Here is a 22281-nt window from a genome sequence, read left to right on the forward strand (position 1 = left end):
CGCGGCGCCGGCCGGGGCAGGCGTCCGATCCGGGCAGGCCGGGTGCGGGGTCAGGCACGGGAGCGTCTGGCCCAGGCGTAGCCGGTGAGCACCACGGCGGACCAGGCCGCGGCCCAGCCGCTGAGCAGCAGTCCGGTGGTCGGCCCCAGGTGGCCGGCCAGCGCCCGGGCGGCGGGCAGCAGCGGCGGCACCAGCCAGGGCACCACCGAACCGGACAGGCCCAGCACCAGCACGCCGACGGCACCCAGGGCGAGCACCGCGACGCCGTACCCGGCGGTGCGGGTCACCGCCCGGCTGGCCAGGGCGCCCAGCGCCACCGCCCCGGGCAGAGCCAGCAGGTGCGCCCAGAAACCGAGGAGCACCCCGGCCAGCACCGACCGGTCCCCCGGCGCGGCCGGCCCGGCCACCCCGCCGACCAGCCACGGCAGGACCAGCGCGACCGCCACCGTGCCCAGCGCCGCCACGGCCGCCGCGAGCAGGCCGGCGGCCCGCTCCCGGGCCGGCCCCAGCACCACCTGGGCCAGCCGGCGCTGCACGTCCGGCTCCACGTCCAGCAGGATCTTGGTCTGCCAGGCCAGCACCGGGAAGAGCACCACCGCTGAGACGCCGTACGCCTCCGCCGGCTGGGCCCGGCCGCCGCCGTAGAGGACGCCGAGGGCCAGCAGGCCAGCCAGCGCGGGAGCCAGCGCCCGGCCGGTACGCAGGAAGCCGGCCAGCCGCAGCCGGACCAGCGCGATCACCGGGTCACCTCCGGCGCCGCCGGGTCGGGGCGTTCGGGTGCGGACGGGTCGACGGGCGGCCCGGGTCGCGTGGCCGGGGGCGGGACGGGGTGGTCGCGTACCCGCAGGACGTGGTGGCCGTCGGCGCGCAACCGGGCGACGGCGGCGGCCACGGCGGCGGCCGGGACCGCCAGCTCGACCACCGCGACGGCCGGCTCCCCGGTCGGCGACTGCTCGGTCACGGTGCCGCCGGCGACCGACCACTGCCGGGCGCCCGGCAGCCGCACGGTCTCGCCGCGGTGGTCGCTGACCAGCACCGCGCCGCCGCCGGCGAGCACCTCCCCGATCACCTCCGGCACCAGGTCGCGGGCGGCTGCGTCCAGCCCCTCCCAGGGTTCGTCGAGGACGAGCAGGCCGGGCGGGCGCAGCAGCGCCTGGGCCAGGCCCACCTTCTGCGCGGTGCCCTTGGACAGCTGCGGCAGGCGGACGTCGTGGAACCGGCCCAGCCCGAGCCGGTCGACCCAGCGCCGGACCGCCCGATCGGCGGCCGGGCCGGGCAGGCCGGCGACCCGACCCATCGCGGCGAGGTACGCCCCGGCGGTGAACGGCTGGTCGGCGGGGAACCGCTCGGGCACCCAGCCGACCACCGGGGGCCGCTCGACGACCCGGCCCCGGCTGGGCCGGAGCACGCCCGCGGCGAGCTGGAGCAGGGTGGACTTGCCGACCCCGTTGCGGCCGAGCACGACCGCTACCTCACCCGGTTCGATCCGCACGTCGATCTCCCGCAGCACCCACGGACCACGCCGGTGGTACCGCAGCCAGACGTCCTCCAGCCGCATGCGCCGAGCCTGCCACACCGGACAGACGGACGGGGCCCCGCCACCGGTGTGGTGGCGGGGCCCGTCCGGGCAGTGGTGCTCAGGCCTCGGCCGAAGCCTCCTGCAGGTTCTTCACGATCTTCGGGTCGACCGGGACGCCCGGGCCCATGGTGGTGGTGAGGGTGACCTTCTTGAGGTACGTGCCCTTGGCCGCGGACGGCTTCGAGCGGAGCACCTCGTCCAGCACCGCCGCGTAGTTGTCGACCAGCTGGGACTCGGTGAACGAGGCCTTGCCGATGATCAGGTGGAGGTTCGAGTGCTTGTCCACCCGGAAGGTGATCTTGCCGCCCTTGATGTCCGAGACGGCCTTGGTGACGTCCATGGTCACCGTGCCGGTCTTCGGGTTCGGCATCAGGCCGCGCGGGCCCAGGATCCGCGCGATCCGGCCGATCTTGGCCATCTGGTCCGGGGTGGCGATCGCCGCGTCGAAGTCCAGCCAACCGCCCTGGATCCGGGCGACCAGCTCGTCGGTGCCCACCTCGTCCGCACCGGCGGCGGCGGCCTCCTCGGCCTTCGCGCCGGCGGCGAAGACGATCACGCGGGCGGTCTTACCGGTGCCGTGCGGCAGGTTGACCGTGCCGCGGACCATCTGGTCCGCCTTGCGGGGGTCGACGCCGAGGCGCATCGCGACCTCGACCGTGGCGTCGAACTTGACGTTGGTGGTCTCCTTGGCCAGCTTGACGGCCTCGACGGGAGAGTAGAGCTTGGACCGGTCGATGACCTCGGCGGCCTTGCGGTAGCTCTTGCTGCGCTGCATTTCTCGTAACTCCTGTGGTCTATGGCGGGCCCGCGACGTCCGCGGCCCTCCCACGAGCTGATCTGGTGGAGCGGGTGGAGCGAGGTCAGTCGGCGACGGTCAGACCCATCGACCGGGCGGTGCCGGCGATGATCTTCTCGGCCTGGTCGACGTCGTTGGCGTTGAGGTCCGCCATCTTCTTCTCGGCGATCTCGCGCAGCTGGGCGCGGGTCACCGAGCCGACCTTCTCCTTGTGCGGGACGCCCGAGCCCTTCTGCACGCCGGCGGCCTTGATCAGCAGCCGAGCGGCGGGCGGGGTCTTCAGCACGAAGGTGAAGGTGCGGTCCTCGTAGACGCTGATCTCGGCGGGGACGATGTCGCCCCGCTGGGACTCGGTCTGCGCGTTGTAGGACTTGCAGAACTCCATGATGTTCACGCCGTGCTGGCCGAGCGCGGGGCCGACCGGCGGCGCCGGCGTGGCCTGGCCCGCCGGCAGCTGAAGCGTGAACGTCTTGACGAGCTTCTTCTTCGGAGGCATGTCTCTTCCTGGGGCTTGGAACCGGGATTTTCGGCGGTCCGCGGGCACGCACGGTCAGCGCGTGCGGACAGCCGACGTTCTAGAGTAGCGCAGCCTTCCGCCGCCCCCTCGGCCGAGGTCCGTCGGGGCGCCGAAACAGCGCACCGGCGGCGGGCCGGAGCCCACCGCCGGTGCGGCCGTCAGGTCAGATCTTGGCGACCTGGTTGAAGTTCAGCTCGACCGGGGTCTCCCGGCCGAAGATCGACACCAGCACCTTGAGCTTCTGCTGGTCGGCGTTGATCTCGCTGATCGTCGCCGGCAGCGAGGCGAAGGCGCCGTCGGTGACGGTGACCGAGTCGCCGACCTCGAAGTCGAGGACCTTCACCTCGGGCTTGGCCTTCTTCTGCTCGGTCTCCACCGCCGGGGCCAGCCACTTGAGCACCTCGTCGAGGCTGAGCGGCGCCGGGCGGTCGGCCCGGTCGGTCGCCCCGACGAAGCCGGTCACGCCCGGGGTGTTCCGGACGCAGGAGTAGGACTCGGCGGTCAGCTCCATCCGGACCAGGATGTAGCCCGGGAAGACCTTCGCCTGGACCTGCGACCGCTTGCCGTTCTTGACCTCGACCTCTTCCCGGGTCGGCACCTCGACCTGGTAGATGAAGTCCTCCATGTCGAGGGAGGTGATCCGGGTCTCGAGGTTGGTCTTGACCTTGTTCTCGTAGCCGGCGTAGGAGTGCACCACGTACCAGTCACCGGGCGCGTAGCGCAGCTTCTGGCGCAGCTCGGCGACCGGATCGAAGTCCTCGTCGGGGGCGGGCTCGGTGGTCGGGAATTCCGGCTCGCTGGCGGCCTCGACCGACTCGTCATTGGCCGCCGTCGCCACCGTGGACTGCTCGTCCGGGGTCTCGGCGGTCTCGTCGTACTCAGGCACGCTCGCTCACTTCCGTCACTATCGCTGTTGGCCCGTCAGCTGTTGTTGCCGAAGACGAACAGCACCGCCTTCGCGAAGCCGTAGTCCAGGCCGGCCACGATCGCCAGCATCACCGCGACGAAGGTGACCACCACGGCCGTGTAGGTCAACAGCTCCTTGCGGGTCGGCCAGATGACCTTACGCAGCTCAGCCACGACCTCGCGGAAGAAACGCGCGATGCGGGCGAAGAGCCCGATTCGCTCGGTGTCCTTCCGGGTCTTCCGACCCTCGGTCGACTCCGCGCGAGCCCGCTTACGGGTGGCGGTGCCGCCCCGGGAAACCGGCTCCTCCGCTTCGGTGGCGTCGTCGTCGGCCACGTCGTCGTCGGCCACGCCGTCGACGGTCGCGTCGTCGTCCAGACGCTCGTCGCCGGCGTCCTCGCCGCGCCGCTTGCTCTCGGCCACTTCGCCCTCCGTGCGGGATGTCGGGTCGCACGCCGATGGGCGTGCGCGGCGTGTGGTCACGCCGGCCGGACCAACCGTCCCGCGACGGGCCGCGGCCGGCGGACCGACCGGGAGGGCCCCGAATGCCTCGGGAACCACCCCGCCGGTGCCACCACCACGGGCCGGACGCCGCCATCCGGGCGGCGCGACCCACGGGAACGGTCAGGCCTGAGGCGCAGGGGTGACAGGACTTGAACCTGCAGCCTGCGGTTTTGGAGACCGCTGCTCTGCCAATTGAGCTACACCCCTGTGCGGCGACGGTCGCCCCACCCGAGCACATGGTGCCGAGCAGGGGTCACTTGCCCCACGGCGGACCAGTGTACGGGTAGTCGTGCGACTTTCCCAACCGGTCTGCCCCATGCAGATCGACGGGCTGGTCAGCGCGCCGGCCGGACAGTCGCCCGAGCCTGCGACAGCACCTTCTCGCCGAGGCAGGTCGCGGTCACGTCGAGCCTGGTCAGGCCCTCCTCGGTGACCTCCTTGACCACCGCGTTGACCTCGATCTCGGTGCCCTCGTCGGTGTCCGGGACGACCACCGGGCGGGTGAACCGGACCCCGAAGTCGACCACCGCGTCCGGCGAGCCGGCCCAGGTGGTGACCGCCCGGCCGACCAGCGCCATGGTGAACATGCCGTGGGCGATCACGCCGGGCAGGCCCACCTTGGTGGCGATGCGGTCGCTCCAGTGGATCGGGTTGAAATCCCCCGAGGCGCCGGCGTAGCGGACCAGGTCGGCCCGGGTCACCCGGAAGGTCTGGGTGGGCAGTTCCATGGCTCAGGCCTCCCCGCGTACGACGATCTTGAACCAGACGGCGACCACCGGCTCGCCGGCGGCGGTGCTCACCTCGGTACGGGTGGTCAGGAAGCCGTGCCCGCCCCGGTTGGTGATCTCCTCGATGGTGTTCACGCAGACCAGCTCGTCCCCCGCCACCACCGGCCGGGTGTACGCGAAGCGCTGGTCGCCGTGCACCACCCGGCTGTAGTCGACGCCCAGCGCCGGATCCTCGATGATCTGCCGGTTGGCGGCCATCGTGAGAACCATCGGGAAGGTGGGCGGGGCCACGACGTCGGGGTGCCCGAGCGCCCGGGCCGCCGCCGGGTCGTGGTACGCCGGGTCGGTGGCCCCGATGGCGGTGGCGAACTCACGGATCTTTTCTCGGCCCACCTGGTAGGGGGCGGTCGGCGGGTAGCTCCGGCCGACGAAGGACGGGTCCAGGGACATGCCGCGAACCTACACGGAAAGCACGAACGCCGATCCGTACGGTCGGACGGCGCGGGGCCGCCTTCCGTGCGGATCGGCGTTCGAGATGCTGTGGGACCGGGCCGGCCGAGCCGGCCGCGGATCAGCGGGTCTCGCGGTGCAGGGTGTGCTTGCCGTCCCGGGGGCAGAACTTCTTCAGCTCGATGCGGTCCGGGTCGTTACGACGGTTCTTACGCGTGATGTAGTTGCGCTCCTTGCACTCCACACACGCCAGAGTGATCTTCGGCCGGACATCGGTCGCCTTCGCCACGGCGGAGTGCCTTCCTCGCTAACGGGTAACAACTACGGCGCATCAGCCTACTCACTGATGACGCAGACATGCAAAGTGGGCGCCTGTGGCGCCCATCCCACCGGCCACCGGGGTAAACCCGGAGGACGAGAGTAGCGGTGGCCGGACTTGAACCGGCGACACAGCGATTATGAGCCGCTTGCTCTGCCATCTGAGCTACACCGCCGTGGCGGGTCCAGCCGGACCCTCTGAGCCCCCTTACGGAATCGAACCGTAGACCTTCTCCTTACCATGGAGACGCTCTGCCGACTGAGCTAAGGGGGCCTGCCCGACCACCCGCGGGGTGTCGCGCAGAGGAAACAGTACACGACCCCGCCGCCGAGGTGAAATCGGATCCCCCCGGACGATGTCCGCCCAGCTCAGGGCACGACGCGCAGGCGCGGCAGCTCGCCGGCGGAGATCGTCTCGGGGTCGACCTGGGCACCGAACCAGGCCTCCAGCCGCTCGTACGGCAACGGCCGGCTGAACAGGAAGCCCTGGCCGATCTCGCAGCCGATGTCCTGGAGCAGCTCCAGGGTCAACTCGCTCTCCACACCCTCGGCCACCACGGTGAGGCCGAACTGCTGGGAGAGGGTCACCACGGCGTTCACGATCGCCAGGTCGCCGGGATCGGTCGCCATCCCCTGCACGAAGGAGCGGTCGACCTTGACCTCGTGCACCGGCAGCCGGCGCAGCTGGGCCAGCGAGGAGCGGCCGGTGCCGAAGTCGTCCACCGAGAGCCGGACCCCGAGGTCGCGCAGGCGCAGCAGGGTCGGTATCGGGCGCTCGGTGCCGTCCAGCACGCCGGCCTCGGTGATCTCCAGGGTGAGCCGCTGCGCCGGTACGCCGTACTCGTCGAGCAGGTCCCGCACCAGGGCCGGGAAGTGCTGATCGGTGAGGGTACGCGCGGCGAGGTTCACCGCGACGGCCAGCGGCTGCTCGCCGTGCGCCCAGTCCCGGCTGCGCCGCAGGCTCTCCCGGAGCACGAACTCGGTGAGCCGCCCGAGCTGGCCGGTGTGCTCGGCCACCGCGACGAAGTCCTCCGGGGCCACCGTGCCGTGCGCGGGGTGCTCCCAGCGGGCCAGGCACTCCACCCCGACCAGCCGCCGGTCCCGCAGCGTCACCTTCGGCTGGAAGTAGACCTCCAACTCGCCGTCGTCCAGGGCCCGACGCAGATCGGCGGCGAGACCGAGCCGGCGCAGCGAGCGCGACTCCAGCGCGGGGTTGTAGAGCTGCACGCTGCCGGGGACCGACTTGGCCGCGGTCGCCGCCAGGTCGACCCGCTGGAGCAGGGTCACCGCGTCGCTGCCGTGGTCCGGGTGCACGGCCACCCCCACCGCGGTGTCCACGTCCAGCGTGAGCGCGTCGAAGACCATCTCGTCGCGGATCTGCTCCCGCAGCTGCCCGGCCAGCTCCAACGCCGCCTCGGCGCTCTCCAGCCGGAGCGTCACCAGGAACTCGTCGCCACCGGCACGGCCGACCAGCGCCGAGGAGGGCACACAGGTGCGTAGCCGCTCGGCCACCTCGACCAGGACCTTGTCCCCGGCCGCGTGCCCCAGCGACTCGTTGACCTGACGCAGCCGGTCGACGTCGAACAGGAGCAGGGCCACCACCTCACCCGGTGCCGCGATCTTGACCGCCTCCACCACCGCCGCGGTGACTCGTCGCCGGTTGGGCAGCTTGGTGAGCGCGTCGTGGTTCGCGTCGTGCCGCAGCCGGTCGACCAGCCGGGAATTCTCCAGCGCGACGGCGGCATGCGCGGCGACCGTCTCGAAGACGGGGATATCGCTGGGCGCGAAGTGACCGACGTCGCTGAGCCGGTTGGCCACCTCCAGGGTGCCGATCACCGCCTGCCCGGAGCGCAGTGGCACCACGATGGCGTCCTTGACCTTCGCCTCGTTGGCCGCCCGGGGCTGGCCGGGCTCGACGCCGAACACCCGGCCGACGGCCACCGTGCGGCCCTCCTTCGCCGCGGACTCCCGCAGCGCGGCCGGCGTGTGGACCACGTCCAGCAGGCCCGGGTCGTCGACCCGGGCGGTGAGCAGCACCTCGGGATGCCGGCCCTGCGCCGGCAACCAGAGCGTGGCGTACTCGGCCTGCATCAGCGCGCGCACCCGGCCCAGCAGCGCGTCCACCAGCGTGCCGTCCTGGCCGCGTTCCCCGATCGCCCGGGTCAGGTCGTACATCTGGGACAGGGTGCGGTGCTGGCGGAAGAACTGGGCGTAGGACCGGTAGACGAGGACGAGCGCCGCCGCCAGCGCGCCGACCAGCACCAGCGACCACCACGTGGTGCGGACCGCGATCAGGATCATCAGGCCGATCGAGGCGTTGATCGCGGCGGTGAGCAGGGCGGGCGGCGCCGAGCGGAGCGCATCCCGCCCGGCGTGCCAGCTCTGCAGGAGAGTGTGGACACCGACGACGGCGGCGAGGCTCATGACGATCACCGAAGCCACCCCGGTGAACAGGATCAGCCAGGTGCCCGGGCCCACCCCGCGCATCGGCGGCAGGCCCTGGAGCACGAGCACCGCGAGCGAGGTGCCGGCCGCCGCCTTGGCCACGTTGAACCAGAACTTGGCCGGCGCGAACCGGTGCCGCGTCTGGGTGAGCATCGACGCGATGGTGTAGATCACCACCACGGTCAGCGGTGGAAGTAGGAAGAGCGCGAGGACCAGCGGAATCTCGGTCAGCGTCACGCCGAAGGACTGGCGCCGGACCACGAAGTTGAGCACCGGCATGCCGACGACCACCATGGCGACGAGCAGCGCCGCCGCCAGCGGCCACTTGCCGAAGGCCGGGTCGGCGATCAACCCGGTGATGGTGGCGCAGACGATCGCGAGGATGGTCAGCGGACCGGTGATGAACCAGGCGTGATCGCTCGACCTGCGCCACGCGCGTCCACGCCGGGCCATGGGACTCCTACTGCTGAGGTTTACCGACTCCTGCCCCCGTCAGGCTTTACCGCGTCGGTCAGAGCCCGTCGTCGGCGGATGAGTTGGGGCCCAGCGTCCAGATGATGTCCTGGGTCTGGTAATCATGGACGGCGCCGATCAGCGAACCGGCGCTGAACGCCATTGCCGCCGCGGCCGCGATCGCGAGGAGCGAGCCAAGCAGTCGGCCCAGCCTTCGACCAGACATGATTGCTCCTGTCGAGGAAGTCTCATAGGGGTTGGAGGTGCCACGATCCTGCCACACGGGGCAGGGGCAGGAAAGCGGAGACGGCGCCGGCGGCACGAGTAGCCGCCAGGTTCCGCCGTTCGGCCCAGGCCTTCCCATCTCGTCGTGTCAGCTAGCTGGCCGCCCAGGCCAGCGCGGGCGCCCGCACCAACCGCCCAATCTCACCAACATCCCAAATCCGGTGAGATCACCTTGGGTCCGACCAACGGGACGCCGGCCGGTGGCCCCACGAGCCGACCCATCGACCACCATAACTCACTTGGCGTAGCGGGCAAGGGCGGGGTCCGTGAATGACTCGTAACTGACAGCCCGCGACCTAAGCCGCCCCCACCCCGCTCCGCCACGGCTCCCGCGGTCGAGGCGGTCGCCGGGCCGCCGGCCTCGCGGGCCGCGCCCCTGCCCGCCTAGAGTCGCGGGCCGATCCCCTGCCCGCCTAGAGTCGCGGGCGTGCGGATCCGGCTCGAGGGCGAAGACCTGCCGGGGCGACGCGCCGGCGTCGAGGCCGACCGGCTGCGGCTCGGCAACGTGCAGGTGGGCGTGCAGTGCAGAGCCGAGGTGGTCGAGCGGGTACCGGCCGACGCGCCGCAGGCGACCTGGCAGTTCGAGGTCACCAGCCGCGAGGTCGACGGGCTGCTGGACGTGGGCGGGCCGTGGGTGCACGGCCGCCCCGGCGCCCGATTCCTCTACCTGAGCTGGGGCGCCGTGACCGACGACCGGTTCGAGATGTTCCGCCGGGCGAAGCTGCTCTTCGGCGACGTACCGACGGACCTGCTACGCGCCGCACACGACGGGGCAGGGACGCTGGTCGGCCGGCTCCGGCTGACCGGCACCGACGGCGGCCCGGTCTGCGCCCGGGTCCGCCCGCCCGACATCACCTGGTCAGTGGAGCGACGCGCCACCTAGCCCTGGAGCCGCTGCGCCCAGTACACCTGCCCGTCGGGGCCGAGGTAGGCCAGGGCGAGCAGCAGGTCGGCCAGCGCCACCGGCGCGCTCGCCACCGGCAACTCCGGCTCCGGCTCCGCCATGTGGGGAAAGAGCGCGACGAACGTGAGCGGTGCGACCCGCTCGTCCGACACGTGGAGTCTGTTGCCGTTGCTCCGCCACTCGTTCTGCCCGACCCGGACGTCCCCCGCTCCTCGCAACCAGGAATAGCGCTCGGCGATCCGGTTCTCCACACCCGCGCTCCCGATGCCGACCGCCTTCTCGTGTGCCGCCCGCACGCCGAAGATCTCGGGCTTGCGGTCGGTGCGCTTGTCGATGAGGAAGACCGCGAAATAGCCGCCGTCCAGCGGCTTGGGTGGGGTCCGCCAGGAGACCCGGCCGAGCACCAACTGATCGCCTCCGGAGGCGTACGGAGCATGTGCCCGATCACCGAGCGCGGCCTGAGCCTCCTCATTGGCCACGAGACGGAGCGAGGACGTGAGCGCCAGCGCTTCCGGGCCGTACGGCGGACGGTCGTGCCACCACCGCCAGCCGCCGACGGCCACCACCAGGAAGGCCGCCGAGACGACCGCCACCGCGCGAGTCCACCGCCCCGTCACAGGCGACATCGAACCACGCGAAAACCACCTCGCGCGCACCCTCGGCCGGCGGGGCACTCGCCGTCCGGTTCGGCGGCATCGGCGACGGGTACCCGTGACGGGCCAGTCAGCCATCCATGAAGGACCGCAGAATGATCACTCTCGCCGCCCGCACGCCGATGCCGGCACCCGTCATGGCCGCGTTCTTCGTCCTGGTAGCGGTGGCCCTCGTCGCCATCCTCTACCTGCGCAGCCGCCGCCGCTGACCGGCCGCCGGCCCGGCCCCGGCCCGAGGGCCGGGCCGGCGCTCGGCGACCGCGACCTGGCAACGGTGGAGCGTCATCGGTAACGGCTCACGACCGGGTCGGCTCCGTGCCGGAGGTCGAGGAGGGTGACCTTCCCGGGCCCGGCGGGATTGTCACAGTACGGGCCGTGCAGGTCCAGCGAGGTCAGGTCCGCGGCGATGACCCGGCCGTTTCCGAAGTACGCACCCGCCAACTCGAAGCGCACCCGCGTCCCCGCTCCCACCGGTGCGTCGACCTCCCGCGGCTCGGTGAGCGGACGCAGACCGGCGAGTTCCTGACGGAGGCCCCGCCCGTCTCGCCACACCTCAACCACGGTGTGCGAACACACGCCAGCCGCGGCGGCGCTGACCCACCGCTCGGGACCGAGCAGCGAGCCGTGGTAACCCGGGCGGGCGGAGCCGAGCCCGTCCAGGGCATCGGCGCGATCGTCCTCCACCGCGAAGGCGAGGTCGCCGCTGACCTCCGCCCTGATCCGCAGCGCGTGCGGCGCGGCGACCCGGGCGGCCGGATGGAGCCCGTACGCGAGCACGGCACACAGCACCGCACTGGCCAGGTCAGGATCACGCCGGCCCACACCGAAGTACATGGCGGGGCGGCTCCGCACGGACTCGTCGAACTCGGCGATCTGGATGCCGGACGCGCTGTACCTCTCGGCCACGCAGGCACCCTACGCGCCCGGCGGCTGCCGGCGGAGTCCCTCGCCGCGCCGCCCTGGGCTACGTCCCACCAGGCCCGACCGCGGCTACCCGCCCATCACCTCGACCGGACCGGCGTCCCCAGCCCGATCGCCCAACCGACGATGCGGCCCCCGGCGACCGCGAGGGGAAAGCCGAGGAGAAAGAGCCCGGCCGTGCCACCCCAGATGCCCACGATGCCTGTCACCACTCCGGCGACGACCAACCCGCCGCCGACAAGGCCACCGACCCGACGCTTCGTCATGCGATCAGTTCAGCAGACCACCGCTCGTCGGTGGGGGCAGCGCCCGGCCTTTGGCCGCATCGCCGGCTGTGGCGGGCACGGCGCTCAGTGACGAGTCAGGGTCACGAACCAGGCTCGGTGAGCGCGGTGAGCAGCGCCGTGCGGACGGCACGGTCGCGGTCGTCCCGGGCCGGGTGCCACGGGCACGCGATGTCCAAGGCGACCACGCGGCCGGTGGCGAACACCCGACGGACCGCCCGTAGGACCGCATCAGTGGACGGCCCACCCGACACCGGGAACCGCAGGTTCGGCAGCTCGCCGGCATCGACCACGTCGACGTCGACGTGCAGGACGATCGGTCCCTCGGGAAGGACCATGTCGTCCAGCTCATCGACCGCTCGCCGCACCACCCTGCTCTGGGCCAGGTATGCCACCTCGGCCGGATCCAGGTCACGCGCGTCGACGAGGACGGCCCGATCCTCAGTGACCGGACGCAGGCCGAGAGGCTCGGCCAGCAACTCGTCGTGTGCACCCATGGCCAGGCGCAGTGCCAGACCACCGAGGTATCCCGACGTCGAGGTTTCCAGGGTGTGCACGTCACCGTGCGCGTCGAACCACACGACCCCGGGATCGGCGCCAGCCCGCTGAACGCCGGCAATCGTCGCCAGGGCGACCAGGCAGTCACCGGAGACAACGGTCGGTACCGCGCCCTCGCGGGTGTGCTCTGCCACGGCGGCGGCGACGGCGTCGTACAGCACCGCGAGTCGCTGCCAGACAGTCCCGTCCGGTAGCGCGGCCTCGACGGTCGCGGTGTCGGCGGCGAACACCGGGAGACTGTCGTCAGCCAGTCGCTCGTCCTGGTGGTACGGCACAAGAATCGTCGTCACCGGCGCAGGATAGGCACGCACGCAGAGCGCTGACCACGTTCACCATGGTGCGACGTGACGCCCGGGCCCGGCATTGGATAGGCGGCCGGCCCGTCGCCTGCCCACTACCCGCCCGCGCCCGTCGCCCCTGCGACCAGCCGGGCCAACCTTCCCAGCCGGCGACAGTAGGTGGCCTCGTCAGGATCGCCGAGCAGGTCGAGGACCTGGTCGAGATCACCCAAGCGCCGTTCCAGAATCCGCAAGCGTCCGTCATCCTTCGTCCCGCCCGCCGAACGCCACACCGAAACACATCCCGCCAGATCAGCATCGAGCAACACCATGCTGACGCCGGCAACATCCGCTTCCCTGAGCCGATCCGGGAAGGGCGCCCGAAGGTGCTCCTGCCAAAGCTCGGTGACAAGCCGCTCGCGCTCACTCCGGGTCGTCATGTCGCGATCGCCCCTGTTCGAAAATCCGCCGCGCTGTGCCACCACCTGATGGTCTCGCCTTTGATGGTTCAGGCAAGCGCGTCACCGATCTTGTCGTTGCTGGTGCCGTCGCCGCCTTCGATGCAGTTGGCGTAGACGCGGAGCGGGACGCGAGGCCGTGGCCCAGGCGCCGGGCGACCTCCGTCGGAGGAACGCCGGCATTCAGCCAGAGCGAGGCCGGAGACGCTCCGGCCGCAGACCATCCGGGACGCCTCGAATGGCCACCCTTGACCCCGACCGGGTGCCGCAGTCCTTGGCACCTATCAGGGGGATGGGAGCAGACTGGCGGCCACCCTCCGCAGAGAGCCGGACGGTCTACGACTACCTCAGGCCGGGCCGTTGACGAGGAGGGCTTTGTGATGGCTCCAGAGCCACTGCAGGTACTGCTGCACTTCGTCCGGCGTGGCGAGCCATCCGTTGTCCATGTAGTTGAGGATGCGCTTGATCTCGCCGGGTACGAGGGCGTAGGCGGTCGCTCCGGTTTCCGGGACGGGTGTGTCAGGGGGGACGGCCACGGGCATCGGGATCATGGGGAGGCGAAATCCACTCCTGGTGAAGGCTTTGAGGACCGTGAGGTAGACGCGGGCCAAGTGGTAGGGCGAGACAGCGAGCGCGAGGCTGGTGATGCCGCGGGCTTGGACCTGGTTGACGATCCATGCGGCTTGCAAGCCGGTGTTGGGGGCCGGATCGGCCTGGAGGTAGACGCCATCGGTGCGACGGAGGCCGAGGGTCCGCAGGTAGTCGAGCGTGATCTCGACGTAGGTCTCTTCATTCGGATTCCCGTTCGCCACCAGGAGGAAGCGGAGCGCTGGGTTCGCCTCCCAGTTACGGATCGCATGAGTGAGACGCCATTCTTCGCCCTGACCCGTGGCCACCACGAGCGCGTCGACGTGCTCGGCGGCAGACTGGGGCAGGGTCAGGATCACCGTGAGGACTTTCATCACCTCCACGAGTTGGCCAGCTGTGAAGCCGGCTAGGTCCTCTTCCACCACAACCCGAGGGACCGCCCTGCTGAGATTCACCGAAGCGCCCCGGCCGCATCGTTGTAGACGCCGGTGCGCAAGACCAGGGACGCCAGGTCGCCGGGCTGAGGTAGAGAGATCACGCACCTGATCTTTCCAGCTCTCAGCCCTCCCCCGCGGGCCCGATACGTGCCCGATGGGCCGGTTGATCAGCGGGCAACGGCGGTCAACACCAACAACAAACGACAAAGGCCCCTGATCTACGTTTCCGCAGGTCAGGGGCCTTGCCGTTGCCTGGTGGCGGGTAGAGGATTCGAACCTCTGTAGCTTTCGCGACGGATTTACAGTCCGCTCCCATTGGCCGCTCGGGCAACCCGCCAGGGCACACCACCGCGTCGCAACGCGGCGGCGGAAGCAAGGATAGCGGTTGTCCCCCGGGCCGCCGCAAGCGGGTACCGTCAGGGGGTCCCACCCGGTCAGGGTGGGATGGAACAGGACAGACCGCCGGACAGCAGGAGCATGAGCATGGCAGCGAACCCGTCCTTCGACATCGTGAGCAAGGTCGACCGGCAGGAGGTCGACAACGCCGTCCGCCAGACGGAGAAGGAGCTCGCGACGCGGTTCGACTTCCGCGGGACGGGCGCGGAGATCTCCTGGTCGGGCGAGGAGGCAATCAGCCTCCAGGCGGAGACCGAGGAGCGCGTCCGGGCCGCGCTGGAGGTCTTCAAGGAGAAGCTGATCAAGCGGAACATCTCCCTCAAGTCGCTGGACGCCGGCGACCCGCGTTCCTCCGGCAAGATTTTCAAGATCGACGCCAAGGTGATCCAGGGCATCGATTCGGACAAGGCGAAGGCGATCAGCAAGAAGATCCGCGACGAGGGCCCGAAGGGCGTCCAGGCGCAGATCCAGGGTGACCAGCTCCGGGTCACCGGCAAGAAGAAGGACGACCTGCAGGGCGTCATCGCGCTGCTCAAGGGTGAGGACTTCGGCGTCGCCCTGCAGTTCACCAACTACAGGTAAGGAGCCCCGGCCGGCCTGGCCATCGGGCCCACTACGCCTTGTCACCTGGGCAGACGTCGTCACCAATGGTCGTCGTTGGTCGCTCTCGCTCGACCTCCGACGGCCTGGTGACGGCCTGGATCCGGCCCTCGTCGACCCCTTGACCCCCAGGCAACCAACAGGAGTCGCTGACCTGCATGCCCACGGGCCTTTAGCTGCGACAACCATCCACCAGAGTCCGTGGACGTCTGCTGCCGCTCATGCCCGTCGTCACCCAGCCGGTCACCCACCTACTCGGCACCCGAACCATCCTGATCTCCGGCTAGACGTCCGAGGAGGTGCCGCGCTCCGCCATCTCCGGATCGCGCTCGCTGTCGCAGATCCTCCAACCGGCCTTCGTCGTAGAGCAGCCGGTTCAGCCGCCTACGGGCATGCACATCGTGTTGGGCGAGAGCCGCCAGCTCGACATGACGGCCGGCGCGAGCAAGCAGATCCATGTGCCACAGGTGTGCGTTATGCCGCTCGTGGTCCGTGCCGTAGCACTCCGCAACAGCACCGACTACCGCGATTGCTCGGTCCCAGTCGCCCTGCTCCTCGGCGACGGCCGCAGTCTCAGAGTAGTGACGCACGGACATCATCGTAGGTAGCGCATGCCCTCAGCTTGGGAATCTGGTTGATCCACACGCGCAGCAACCATGCCGACAACTCAATATGCACTGAGCGTGCGAACCGGTGTTGACCGTTGTATCGGGCATGGGTCGGGCACGGCGGCTGATCATGCGCCTTGGCCCCCTGGTGCTGGTCTAGCGTCAGACTCCGGTGCTGAACTTGCGGGTCGTACATACCACTCGGAGGGGTAATCCACCCGAATGATCAACTGGTCCGACTCCAGGTAGTCGCCGTCATCAACGATGGCGTCGGTAACTACGAATTGATCGTTGCCCCATGGGTCAGGATCACCAGAACTCGGACCATAAGCTACCTCTGCCCTCAGCACCATGTCATCGGGGAGACCATCCAGCGCAGCCCGTAGCTGTCCGACAGTCCACCTCTCAACGTCGTGTCGGTACCGCTCGATTGGTCCTCTCCACCATGGTTCTGACGGCGGAGGCTGGCTGCTCGACATGGCGCGAGGCTATCTGGCGCACCACGCCGGGCGCACTACGTCAAGCGGATCTTGACGCACGTACGGACCGTGTCGGAACAGACTGAGTCGGCTCTCGTGTCACCGACCGCGCCCCGGCGGACACCGCCACAGTGGCGCAGTTGACCTAACCTCGCCCGGCACGGACCCGGCTCCCGGGGTCGCAGCTGGCCACCGGGCGGCCACCCCTCCCCCTCCCAGGCGAGCGGTTGACCTGACCTTGAGCGGCCAGGGAGCCGGCTCCTGGACGACCGCATGCCTTCCGCGGCCACCGCCCCCATGCTTGGGGCTTGCCGCGCGGACCCCGCAGGCCGGCTGCCGGCGACGAACCTCCACCACCCTCCCCGCATCCCGTCTGCGGCGGCCCTGGGCTTTCCGCTGTCCGCGCCAGCCGCCAGGCATCCGGCGTGACGGCCGCAGAGCGACAGCGGTAGCGGCTGGGGCGCGCCCAGGCGGCGGCGCGTGCGGCCCGTTCAGGGCCGACTTGGCCCGACACCTGGAGGACTTCCCTCCGGTGCCGGTAACGCTGCCGTGGGAAGTGCCCGGCGGCCGTCAATCTGGTCCACGGACGCACGAACGTCGCGATGGACCGCCACACGCTCAACCGGGACTACCCTCAGTTCACCAACTACCGGTAAGCAGGCTGCGGCCGGCCGCATGACGAGGCCACCGGATCAGGGCGCCGCCGGTCAGCGGGTGAAGATCAACAGCAGCACCACGGTCAGGATCGCGCTGATCAGGATCGACCCGAGGCAACCGATCCGGTTCGAGAAGAAGAGGAACATCCCGCCCGGGTACCCGGTGGAACGGATCTGATCCGTCCCGGTCAGGCGGCCAACGGCTGCTCGGCGCGGACCGCGGCGGCCTCGGCGCGGGCGATCGGGCCGGTGGGGAGCGCGGCGACCGCGGCCCCGACGGCGACCGCCGCGCCGGCGAAGGCGAAGGCCCACGGCACGCCGCCGGCATGGTCGACGATCAGGCCGGCCACCGCGCCGCCGGCGGCGCTCGCCGCCACCGACATGGTGACCACCCAGGTGTACGCCTCGTTCAGCATGCCGGTCGGGGCGATCCGGCCGACCAGGGTGTTCTCCAGGGTCAGCGCGGGGGCGATGGTGGCCCCGCCGATCACCAGGGCCACGCCGAGCGCCGCCGGGCCGGGCATCAGCGCGAAGACGCCGAAGCTGGCCGCCACGGCGCCGAGCAGCCAGGCGAACTGGCGGGTCATGTTGACGGCCGGCGGGCGTACGCCGAACCAGAAGCCACCGGCGGCGCTGCCGATGCCCCAGACCGCGAGCAGCACGCCGGCCAGGCTTTCCGGGTCCCCGGTGCCGGCGGTCCCGGCGAAGGCCGGGACGATCACGCCGGCCGCGCCGAACGCGATGCCGATGGTGGCGACGCAGAACAGCAGGGCCGGAAAGCCGCCGACCCGCAGCGGGCCGAGGCCCTTGGCGTGGTGCTCGCGCGGGTGCGGGCGCCAGCCGCGCATGACCCGGCCGAGCGCGACGGCGGAGGTGCCGACCAGGGTGACCACGGCGGCGCCGACCAGCGCGGCGGCGGCGTCGGCGAGCAGCACGAACGCGGCCACCAGCAGCGGGCCGAGGACGAAGACGACCTCGAAGAGCGAGGTTTCCGCGGCGAGCGCGGTGTTGCGCAGGTGGGCCCGGCCGGAGGCGGGGGCGGTGAGGTCGTTCCAGGCGCCCCGGATGGCGGCGGTGAGCGGCGGGTAGGTGGCGCCGGCGATGCCGGCGGCCAGGTAGATCAGGCCCAGGTTGCCGGTCCCGGCGCGGCTGACCGCGAGCAGCCCGAACAGGGCGAGCGGGTGGGCGACCGCGGTGGCCAGCAGCACGGGGGTGGGGCCGACCCGGTCGGCGATCCGGCCGGCCACCGGGCTGAGGGCGGCGCCGGAGAGGGCGTAGACGCCGCCGGCGACGGCGGCCAGCGCGTACCGGTGGGTCACGTCCTCGACCACGAGCAGGAGCGCCAACGGGGTCATGCCGATCCCGAGCCGGCCGACGATGCCGAGCACGAGCAGCATCGGCGCGCCGGGGATCCGCCAGACGCCGAGGTATTGGCGCAGTGCGGCCAAGGGTGCACCTCCGGTAGGGAGTGGTAACGAGTGGATATCCCTCCGACCCTAACGCCGCAGGTCGCCCCGGGGACGGTCGGCTGCCTCACACCACCGTCCGGGGCGGGGCTGCTTCGACGGCGCGGAGAGGGTAGGTTGCTGATCGAACTGGGTCCATGGCTCCGCAGACTCCGCCCGACGCCGTACGGAGGTTTGATGACCGGCACCACCGTCGAGTCGCCAACGGTCGGGGCTGGGCCCCGGCGCGGCGGGAAAGCGGACCAGCCGAGCCGATGACCGACGCCGACGAACGGCTCGCGCCACCCCCCGGCTACCGGGCGCTGTTCCGCCACCCGGTCGCGTCCCGGCTGGTCATCGCCCGTGGCGTGTCCGAGCTGGGCGACTTCGTGGGGCTGGCCGCGCTGCTGCTGCTCGCCTACGACCAGACGCAGTCGGTGCTCGGCCCGGCCGCCGTGTACGCCGCCCGCGCGCTGCCCGCCCTGCTGGTCGCCACCGTGTTCAGCGGCTGGCTGGACGTGCCGGCCCGGCGCACCATGCTGGTCGGGCTGTCGCTGGCCGGGGCGGCCCTGATCGCGGTCCCCACGGTGACCCCCCGGGCGGTGCCGGCGATCGTGGCGGCCGGCCTGCTGGGCGCGGTCCGGGCGGCGTACTCGAGCGTGAACGTGGCGATCGCCGCCGAGGCCGTCGACCCCCCGCTGCGGCTGCCGCTGTTCGGCCTCTCCGCCTTCGCCAACCAGGCCGGCCAGGTGACCGGCCTGCTCACCGGGGCCAGCGTGACGGTGGCGCTCGGCCCCCGGGTGGCGCTCCTGGCGGACCTCGTGTCCTTCCTGGTCGCGGCGGGCATCCTGGCCGGGCTGCCGGCCGGCGGGGGGAAGCACCGGACGGCGAGGCCGCCGGCCACCGCGGGCGTACGCACCATCGCCGGCCATCCGGTGCTGCGCGGCGTCGCGGTGCTCACCCTCGGCACGGTGCTGTCCGGTGCGCTGCCCGAGACCCTCGCCCCGGACCTGGCCGGCGGCGGCTGGCGCCCCGTCGTGCTGGCCGCCGCGCCGCTCGGCGGCGCGATCTTCGTGCTGGTCGCGGGGCGGCGGGCGTGGCTGGGCCGGGTCGGCGGTCAGGTGGTCGCGGTCGGGGCGCTCGCCGGAGCGTTCCTGCTCGCCTCGGCGCTGGTCGCCGGGCACGCGGCGGTGTGGGCGCTGGCGGTGGCGAACGCGTTGATCGGCGCGGGCGGCGGCTGGCTGATCGGGGCGCAGGCCACCTTCGCCCGGCTCGCGCCGAAGGAGCGGATGGGGCAGGTCGAGGCGACCATCGTGGCCGCGAACATCGTCGTCGCCGGCTGCGGGGTCTTCCTGCTCGGCAGCACCGCCGAGCTGTTCGGCGCGGCCGCCGCGTACCTGGTCGCGGGGGTGGTGCTGCTGGTCGCGGTGCTGGTCACCCGCCCTGACCGGTTGCCCGGGGCCACCACCTGAGACGCCCATTTCGGCTGGGACACGACTCCGCCCGCGTCCGGCCGGACGCGGGCGGAGGTCGCTGGGCTCAGCGCTGGAACTGCACCGGGCCGGCGTTGCCGGCCATCTGCTCCAGGCGGGCCACCCGCTGCTCCATCGGCGGGTGGGTGGCGAACATCGCGGCGATGCCGCCGCCCCGCTTGAACGGGTTGTCGATCATCAGGTGCGCGGTGCTGGTGAGGTTGCCCTGCGCCGGCAGCGGGCGCAGCTGCGTACCCCTGTGGATCTTGCGGAGGGCGCTGGCCAGCGCCAGCGGGTCCCGGCTCAGCTCGGCCCCGGACTGGTCGGCCTGGAACTCGCGGCTCCGGCTGATCGCCAGCTGGATCAGGGTGGCCGCGATCGGGCCGAGGATCAGGGTGAGCAGCAGCACGGCCGGGTTCGGGCCGTCCTCGTCGTCGGAGGAGCCCAGCGGGATGAACCAGGCCAGGTTGGCCAGCATGGTGATGATGCCGGCCAGGCCGGCCGCCACGCTGGAGATCAGGATGTCCCGGTTGTAGACGTGCGACAGCTCGTGTCCGATCACGCCGCGCAGTTCCCGGTAGTCCAGGATCTCCACGATGCCCTGGGTGACACAGACCGCCGCGTGCTGCGGGTTCCGCCCGGTGGCGAACGCGTTCGGCTGCGCCGTCGGGCTCACGTAGAGGCGGGGCATCGGCTGGCCCGCCTGGGTGGAAAGCTCCCGCACCATCCGGTACAGCTCGGGGAACTGCGCCTCGCTGACCGGTTGCGCCCGCATCGAGCGCAGCGCGAGCTTGTCGGAGTAGAAGTAGGTCACGCCGTTCATCAGCAACGAGACGACGACGGCGATGACGAGTCCGCCGCTCCCGCCGAACCAGTAGCCGACCGCGAGGATGAGCGCGGTCAGCAGGCCGAGCAGCGCTGCGGTCTTGACACGGTTGTGATGCACGATCGCTCCTTCGGTGCGCGGGCCCGCGCGGGGACCCGCTGACCGGTTCAACACACCGGTACCCGTCAACCATCCGACCCATGGCTGAAAGTTGGCTGAGGAATCCTGTGTGCGGGCTGTACGAGCCGGGCAGCAGGGGACGAAACACCCCTCAGCGGCCGGCCACCTCCAGCACCACCTGCGGCGCGAAGCCGAGCAGCACCGCCAGCGCGGTGGCCACCCCGAGCGCCAGCGCCACCGCCCGGCCCGGCCGGGCGGTCGCCGGGCCCGGCGCCGCGTACAGGGTGGCGGCCAGCCGCAGGTAGTAGGCCAACCCGAGGACCGCGTTCACCGCCACCACCAGGGCGAGCCAGCCGGCGTGCCCGGCCAGCAGCGCGCGGACCACGGTGACCTTCGCGAACAGCCCGGCCAGGCCCGGCGGCAGGCCGGCCAGCCCGATCAGCGCGAGCGCGAAGGCGCCACCCACCCAGGGGTGCCGGCGGGCCGCGCCGGACAGGTCGGCCAGGGTGCCGCCGTCGCCGTCCGCCGGTCGCAGCGCCACCACCCCGGCGAAGGCGGCCAGTTCCAGCAGCACGAAGAAGACGACGTACGCCACGGCCGCCGCGTACGCGCCCGCCCGGGCGTCGGCGGTGCGGCCGCCGGCCAGCGCCAGCGCGCCGAGCGGGGCGAGGATGTAACCGGCCTGGGCCACCGAGGACCAGGCGAGCAGCCGGACCGTCCGCCGCTGCCGCAGCGCCACCAGGTTGCCCACCGTCATGGTCAACACGGCCAGCGCCGCCAGCACCGGCCCGGTGACGCTCGCCGGTAGCGCCCGCTCGACCACCGCCAGCAGCGCCACCACGCCGCCCAGCTTGGAGGCGGTGGAGAGGTACGCGGCGACCGGCAGCGGCGCCCCGTCGTAGGTGGCCGGCGCCCAGGCGTGGAACGGCACCGCGGCGACCTTGAACGCCAGCCCGGCCACCACCAGCGCCACCGCGACCGTGGTCAACGGCAGGTCCAGCAGGTCGTCCCGGGCCGCCAGGGTGGCACCGAGCCGGTCCAGGTGCAGGCTCCCGGCGACCGCGTAGAGCAGCGCCGCACCGAGCAGGGTGAGCGTGGTGGCGACCACGCTGACCACGAAGAAGGTGACCGCCGCCTCCGCCCCGGCCAGGCTGCCCCGGCGGAGGCCGACCAGCACGTACAGCGGCAGGGTGAGCGTCTCCAACGCGACGATCAGGGTGATCAGGTCACCGGCCGCGCCGAGCACCACACCACCGGTCAGCGCGCAGGCGAGGAGGAAGCAGTACTCCCCCACCGGCACCCGGCCGGAGCGCAGCAGCGGACCGGAGAGCGCCAGCACCCCGAGGGTGAGCAGCGCGAAGACCACGGCGACCAGGGCCGCCCGGCCGCCGTACAGCCAGGAGCAGTCGGCGCCGACGCAGAACGTGCGGCGGGTGCCGCCCGTACCGGCCAGCGCCGCGCCCAGCGCGGTCACCGCCGACCCGGTCGCCGCCACCGCCACGGTCACGGCGGGCCGGGCCACCAGCAGGTCGACCAGGAGCACCAGGACGGCCGTGCCGCCGGCCAGGTACGCCGGCAGCAGCGCCACGTGGTCCACGCTCTGCACCAGACTCACGC

24 protein-coding genes and 4 tRNA genes are annotated in these 22281 nt (G+C 71.8%); 3 read left to right on the plus strand and 25 right to left on the minus strand.

Features of this window, described 5'->3' with window-relative positions:
* Positions 1–50: 50 nt before the first annotated feature.
* The 14 genes from LQ51_RS17915 to LQ51_RS32810 all read right to left on the minus strand — a co-directional run bounded on the left by LQ51_RS17915 (position 51) and on the right by LQ51_RS32810 (position 8922).
* Positions 51–740: a hypothetical protein gene (locus LQ51_RS17915; protein WP_046567233.1), complete on the minus strand. Its 690-nt coding sequence runs from the start codon at positions 738–740 to the stop codon at positions 51–53.
* On the minus strand, positions 737–1558 hold the full coding sequence (locus LQ51_RS17920; protein ID WP_046567235.1) for an ABC transporter ATP-binding protein: 822 nt from the start codon (positions 1556–1558) through the stop codon (positions 737–739). Before LQ51_RS17920 ends, LQ51_RS17915 begins: the two co-directional genes overlap by 4 nt.
* Before the next feature lie 79 nt (positions 1559–1637).
* Positions 1638–2354, minus strand: coding sequence for a 50S ribosomal protein L1 (gene rplA, locus LQ51_RS17925; RefSeq protein WP_046567237.1), 717 nt, complete (start codon positions 2352–2354; stop codon positions 1638–1640).
* Positions 2355–2439: 85 nt separating this feature from the next.
* Complete coding sequence (gene rplK, locus LQ51_RS17930; RefSeq protein WP_046567238.1) at positions 2440–2871, minus strand: 50S ribosomal protein L11; 432 nt, start codon at positions 2869–2871, stop codon at positions 2440–2442.
* Positions 2872–3055: 184 nt separating this feature from the next.
* Entirely contained in the window at positions 3056–3778 is a 723-nt protein-coding gene (gene nusG / locus LQ51_RS17935) for a transcription termination/antitermination protein NusG (protein WP_046567240.1), read from the minus strand.
* 35 nt (positions 3779–3813) lie between these two features.
* Positions 3814–4221 carry a preprotein translocase subunit SecE gene (secE, locus tag LQ51_RS17940; protein ID WP_046567241.1) on the minus strand — a complete coding sequence of 136 codons (408 nt, stop codon included), beginning with the start codon at positions 4219–4221 and terminating at the stop codon, positions 3814–3816.
* A 215-nt stretch (positions 4222–4436) separates the two neighbouring features.
* Positions 4437–4509, minus strand: a tRNA-Trp gene (locus LQ51_RS17945).
* Between the two features lie 128 nt (positions 4510–4637).
* Positions 4638–5030, minus strand: coding sequence for a MaoC family dehydratase (locus tag LQ51_RS17950; protein WP_046567242.1), 393 nt, complete (start codon positions 5028–5030; stop codon positions 4638–4640).
* 3 nt (positions 5031–5033) lie between these two features.
* On the minus strand, positions 5034–5480 hold the full coding sequence (locus tag LQ51_RS17955; protein WP_046567244.1) for a MaoC family dehydratase N-terminal domain-containing protein: 447 nt from the start codon (positions 5478–5480) through the stop codon (positions 5034–5036).
* 121 nt (positions 5481–5601) lie between these two features.
* Positions 5602–5769 (minus strand): 50S ribosomal protein L33, encoded by a 168-nt coding sequence (gene rpmG / locus LQ51_RS17960; RefSeq protein ID WP_046567246.1) that lies wholly within the window; start codon positions 5767–5769, stop codon positions 5602–5604.
* A gap of 132 nt (positions 5770–5901) precedes the next feature.
* Positions 5902–5974 (minus strand) — tRNA-Met (locus LQ51_RS17965).
* Between the two features lie 25 nt (positions 5975–5999).
* Positions 6000–6072 (minus strand) — tRNA-Thr (locus LQ51_RS17970).
* Positions 6073–6167: 95 nt separating this feature from the next.
* The gene (locus tag LQ51_RS17975; protein WP_046567248.1) at positions 6168–8696 is read right to left on the minus strand and encodes a bifunctional diguanylate cyclase/phosphodiesterase; all 2529 of its coding nucleotides are present in this window, start codon (positions 8694–8696) and stop codon (positions 6168–6170) included.
* A 58-nt stretch (positions 8697–8754) separates the two neighbouring features.
* The gene (locus LQ51_RS32810) at positions 8755–8922 is read right to left on the minus strand and encodes a hypothetical protein (protein ID WP_156313135.1); all 168 of its coding nucleotides are present in this window, start codon (positions 8920–8922) and stop codon (positions 8755–8757) included.
* 486 nt (positions 8923–9408) lie between these two features.
* Between LQ51_RS32810 and LQ51_RS17980 the strand changes: the two genes are divergently transcribed.
* Complete coding sequence (locus tag LQ51_RS17980) at positions 9409–9864, plus strand: DUF5990 family protein (RefSeq protein WP_046567250.1); 456 nt, start codon at positions 9409–9411, stop codon at positions 9862–9864.
* Here the strand turns inward: LQ51_RS17980 and LQ51_RS17985 are convergent.
* From LQ51_RS17985 to LQ51_RS18015, 7 genes are all read right to left on the minus strand, one after another.
* Positions 9861–10478, minus strand: a complete 618-nt coding sequence (locus LQ51_RS17985; protein ID WP_231605789.1) for a hypothetical protein — start codon at positions 10476–10478, stop codon at positions 9861–9863. The two genes, LQ51_RS17980 and LQ51_RS17985, sit on opposite strands and share 4 nt — an antisense overlap.
* A gap of 342 nt (positions 10479–10820) precedes the next feature.
* Positions 10821–11444, minus strand: a complete 624-nt coding sequence (locus LQ51_RS17990) for a hypothetical protein (RefSeq protein WP_046567252.1) — start codon at positions 11442–11444, stop codon at positions 10821–10823.
* A gap of 95 nt (positions 11445–11539) precedes the next feature.
* Positions 11540–11725 carry a hypothetical protein gene (locus tag LQ51_RS17995; RefSeq protein WP_046567254.1) on the minus strand — a complete coding sequence of 62 codons (186 nt, stop codon included), beginning with the start codon at positions 11723–11725 and terminating at the stop codon, positions 11540–11542.
* A gap of 101 nt (positions 11726–11826) precedes the next feature.
* On the minus strand, positions 11827–12591 hold the full coding sequence (locus LQ51_RS18000; RefSeq protein ID WP_046567256.1) for an arginase family protein: 765 nt from the start codon (positions 12589–12591) through the stop codon (positions 11827–11829).
* Between the two features lie 104 nt (positions 12592–12695).
* Positions 12696–13061 (minus strand): hypothetical protein, encoded by a 366-nt coding sequence (locus LQ51_RS18005; RefSeq protein ID WP_197087817.1) that lies wholly within the window; start codon positions 13059–13061, stop codon positions 12696–12698.
* A gap of 323 nt (positions 13062–13384) precedes the next feature.
* Positions 13385–13984 carry a YdcF family protein gene (locus LQ51_RS18010; RefSeq protein WP_369799867.1) on the minus strand — a complete coding sequence of 200 codons (600 nt, stop codon included), beginning with the start codon at positions 13982–13984 and terminating at the stop codon, positions 13385–13387.
* A 331-nt stretch (positions 13985–14315) separates the two neighbouring features.
* Positions 14316–14399, minus strand: a tRNA-Tyr gene (locus tag LQ51_RS18015).
* Positions 14400–14545: 146 nt separating this feature from the next.
* On the opposite strand from LQ51_RS18015, the gene LQ51_RS18020 reads away from it, so the two are divergent.
* Positions 14546–15040 carry a YajQ family cyclic di-GMP-binding protein gene (locus LQ51_RS18020; protein WP_046567264.1) on the plus strand — a complete coding sequence of 165 codons (495 nt, stop codon included), beginning with the start codon at positions 14546–14548 and terminating at the stop codon, positions 15038–15040.
* A gap of 754 nt (positions 15041–15794) precedes the next feature.
* Here LQ51_RS18020 and LQ51_RS34580 read toward each other — a convergent pair.
* Entirely contained in the window at positions 15795–16145 is a 351-nt protein-coding gene (locus LQ51_RS34580; protein WP_369799868.1) for a DUF6225 family protein, read from the minus strand.
* A gap of 844 nt (positions 16146–16989) precedes the next feature.
* The gene (locus LQ51_RS18030; protein ID WP_046567267.1) at positions 16990–18249 is read right to left on the minus strand and encodes an MFS transporter; all 1260 of its coding nucleotides are present in this window, start codon (positions 18247–18249) and stop codon (positions 16990–16992) included.
* 272 nt (positions 18250–18521) lie between these two features.
* Here LQ51_RS18030 and LQ51_RS18035 point away from each other — a divergent pair, with 272 nt between their 5' ends.
* A complete protein-coding gene (locus LQ51_RS18035) occupies positions 18522–19718 on the plus strand; it encodes an MFS transporter (RefSeq protein WP_046567269.1) in 1197 nt (398 codons plus the stop codon).
* A 67-nt stretch (positions 19719–19785) separates the two neighbouring features.
* Here the strand turns inward: LQ51_RS18035 and htpX are convergent, their stop codons facing one another.
* A complete protein-coding gene (htpX, locus tag LQ51_RS18040) occupies positions 19786–20664 on the minus strand; it encodes a zinc metalloprotease HtpX (protein WP_046567270.1) in 879 nt (292 codons plus the stop codon).
* Between the two features lie 151 nt (positions 20665–20815).
* The gene (locus tag LQ51_RS18045) at positions 20816–22279 is read right to left on the minus strand and encodes an NADH-quinone oxidoreductase subunit N (protein ID WP_046567272.1); all 1464 of its coding nucleotides are present in this window, start codon (positions 22277–22279) and stop codon (positions 20816–20818) included.
* Between the last annotated feature and the right edge of the window lie 2 nt (positions 22280–22281).

This window comes from Micromonospora sp. HK10 (assembly GCF_000982955.1).
Classification (GTDB): Bacteria; Actinomycetota; Actinomycetes; order Mycobacteriales; family Micromonosporaceae; genus Micromonospora.

What these genes read in the sequence shown, in the direction of transcription:
- LQ51_RS32810 (WP_156313135.1), bottom strand. Translation starts at nt 8,922, where the DNA reads ATGTCTGGTCGAAGGCTGGGCCGACTGCTTGGCTCGCTCCTCGCGATC.
- LQ51_RS17955 (WP_046567244.1), bottom strand. Translation starts at nt 5,480, where the DNA reads ATGTCCCTGGACCCGTCCTTCGTCGGCCGGAGCTACCCGCCGACCGCC.
- LQ51_RS34580 (WP_369799868.1), bottom strand. Translation starts at nt 16,145, where the DNA reads ATGTCGAGCAGCCAGCCTCCGCCGTCAGAACCATGGTGGAGAGGACCA.
- rplK (WP_046567238.1), bottom strand. Translation starts at nt 2,871, where the DNA reads ATGCCTCCGAAGAAGAAGCTCGTCAAGACGTTCACGCTTCAGCTGCCG.
- LQ51_RS18020 (WP_046567264.1), top strand. Translation starts at nt 14,546, where the DNA reads ATGGCAGCGAACCCGTCCTTCGACATCGTGAGCAAGGTCGACCGGCAG.
- LQ51_RS17920 (WP_046567235.1), bottom strand. Translation starts at nt 1,558, where the DNA reads ATGCGGCTGGAGGACGTCTGGCTGCGGTACCACCGGCGTGGTCCGTGG.
- LQ51_RS17975 (WP_046567248.1), bottom strand. Translation starts at nt 8,696, where the DNA reads ATGGCCCGGCGTGGACGCGCGTGGCGCAGGTCGAGCGATCACGCCTGG.
- LQ51_RS17950 (WP_046567242.1), bottom strand. Translation starts at nt 5,030, where the DNA reads ATGGAACTGCCCACCCAGACCTTCCGGGTGACCCGGGCCGACCTGGTC.
- rplA (WP_046567237.1), bottom strand. Translation starts at nt 2,354, where the DNA reads ATGCAGCGCAGCAAGAGCTACCGCAAGGCCGCCGAGGTCATCGACCGG.
- LQ51_RS18035 (WP_046567269.1), top strand. Translation starts at nt 18,522, where the DNA reads ATGACCGACGCCGACGAACGGCTCGCGCCACCCCCCGGCTACCGGGCG.
- LQ51_RS17995 (WP_046567254.1), bottom strand. Translation starts at nt 11,725, where the DNA reads ATGACGAAGCGTCGGGTCGGTGGCCTTGTCGGCGGCGGGTTGGTCGTC.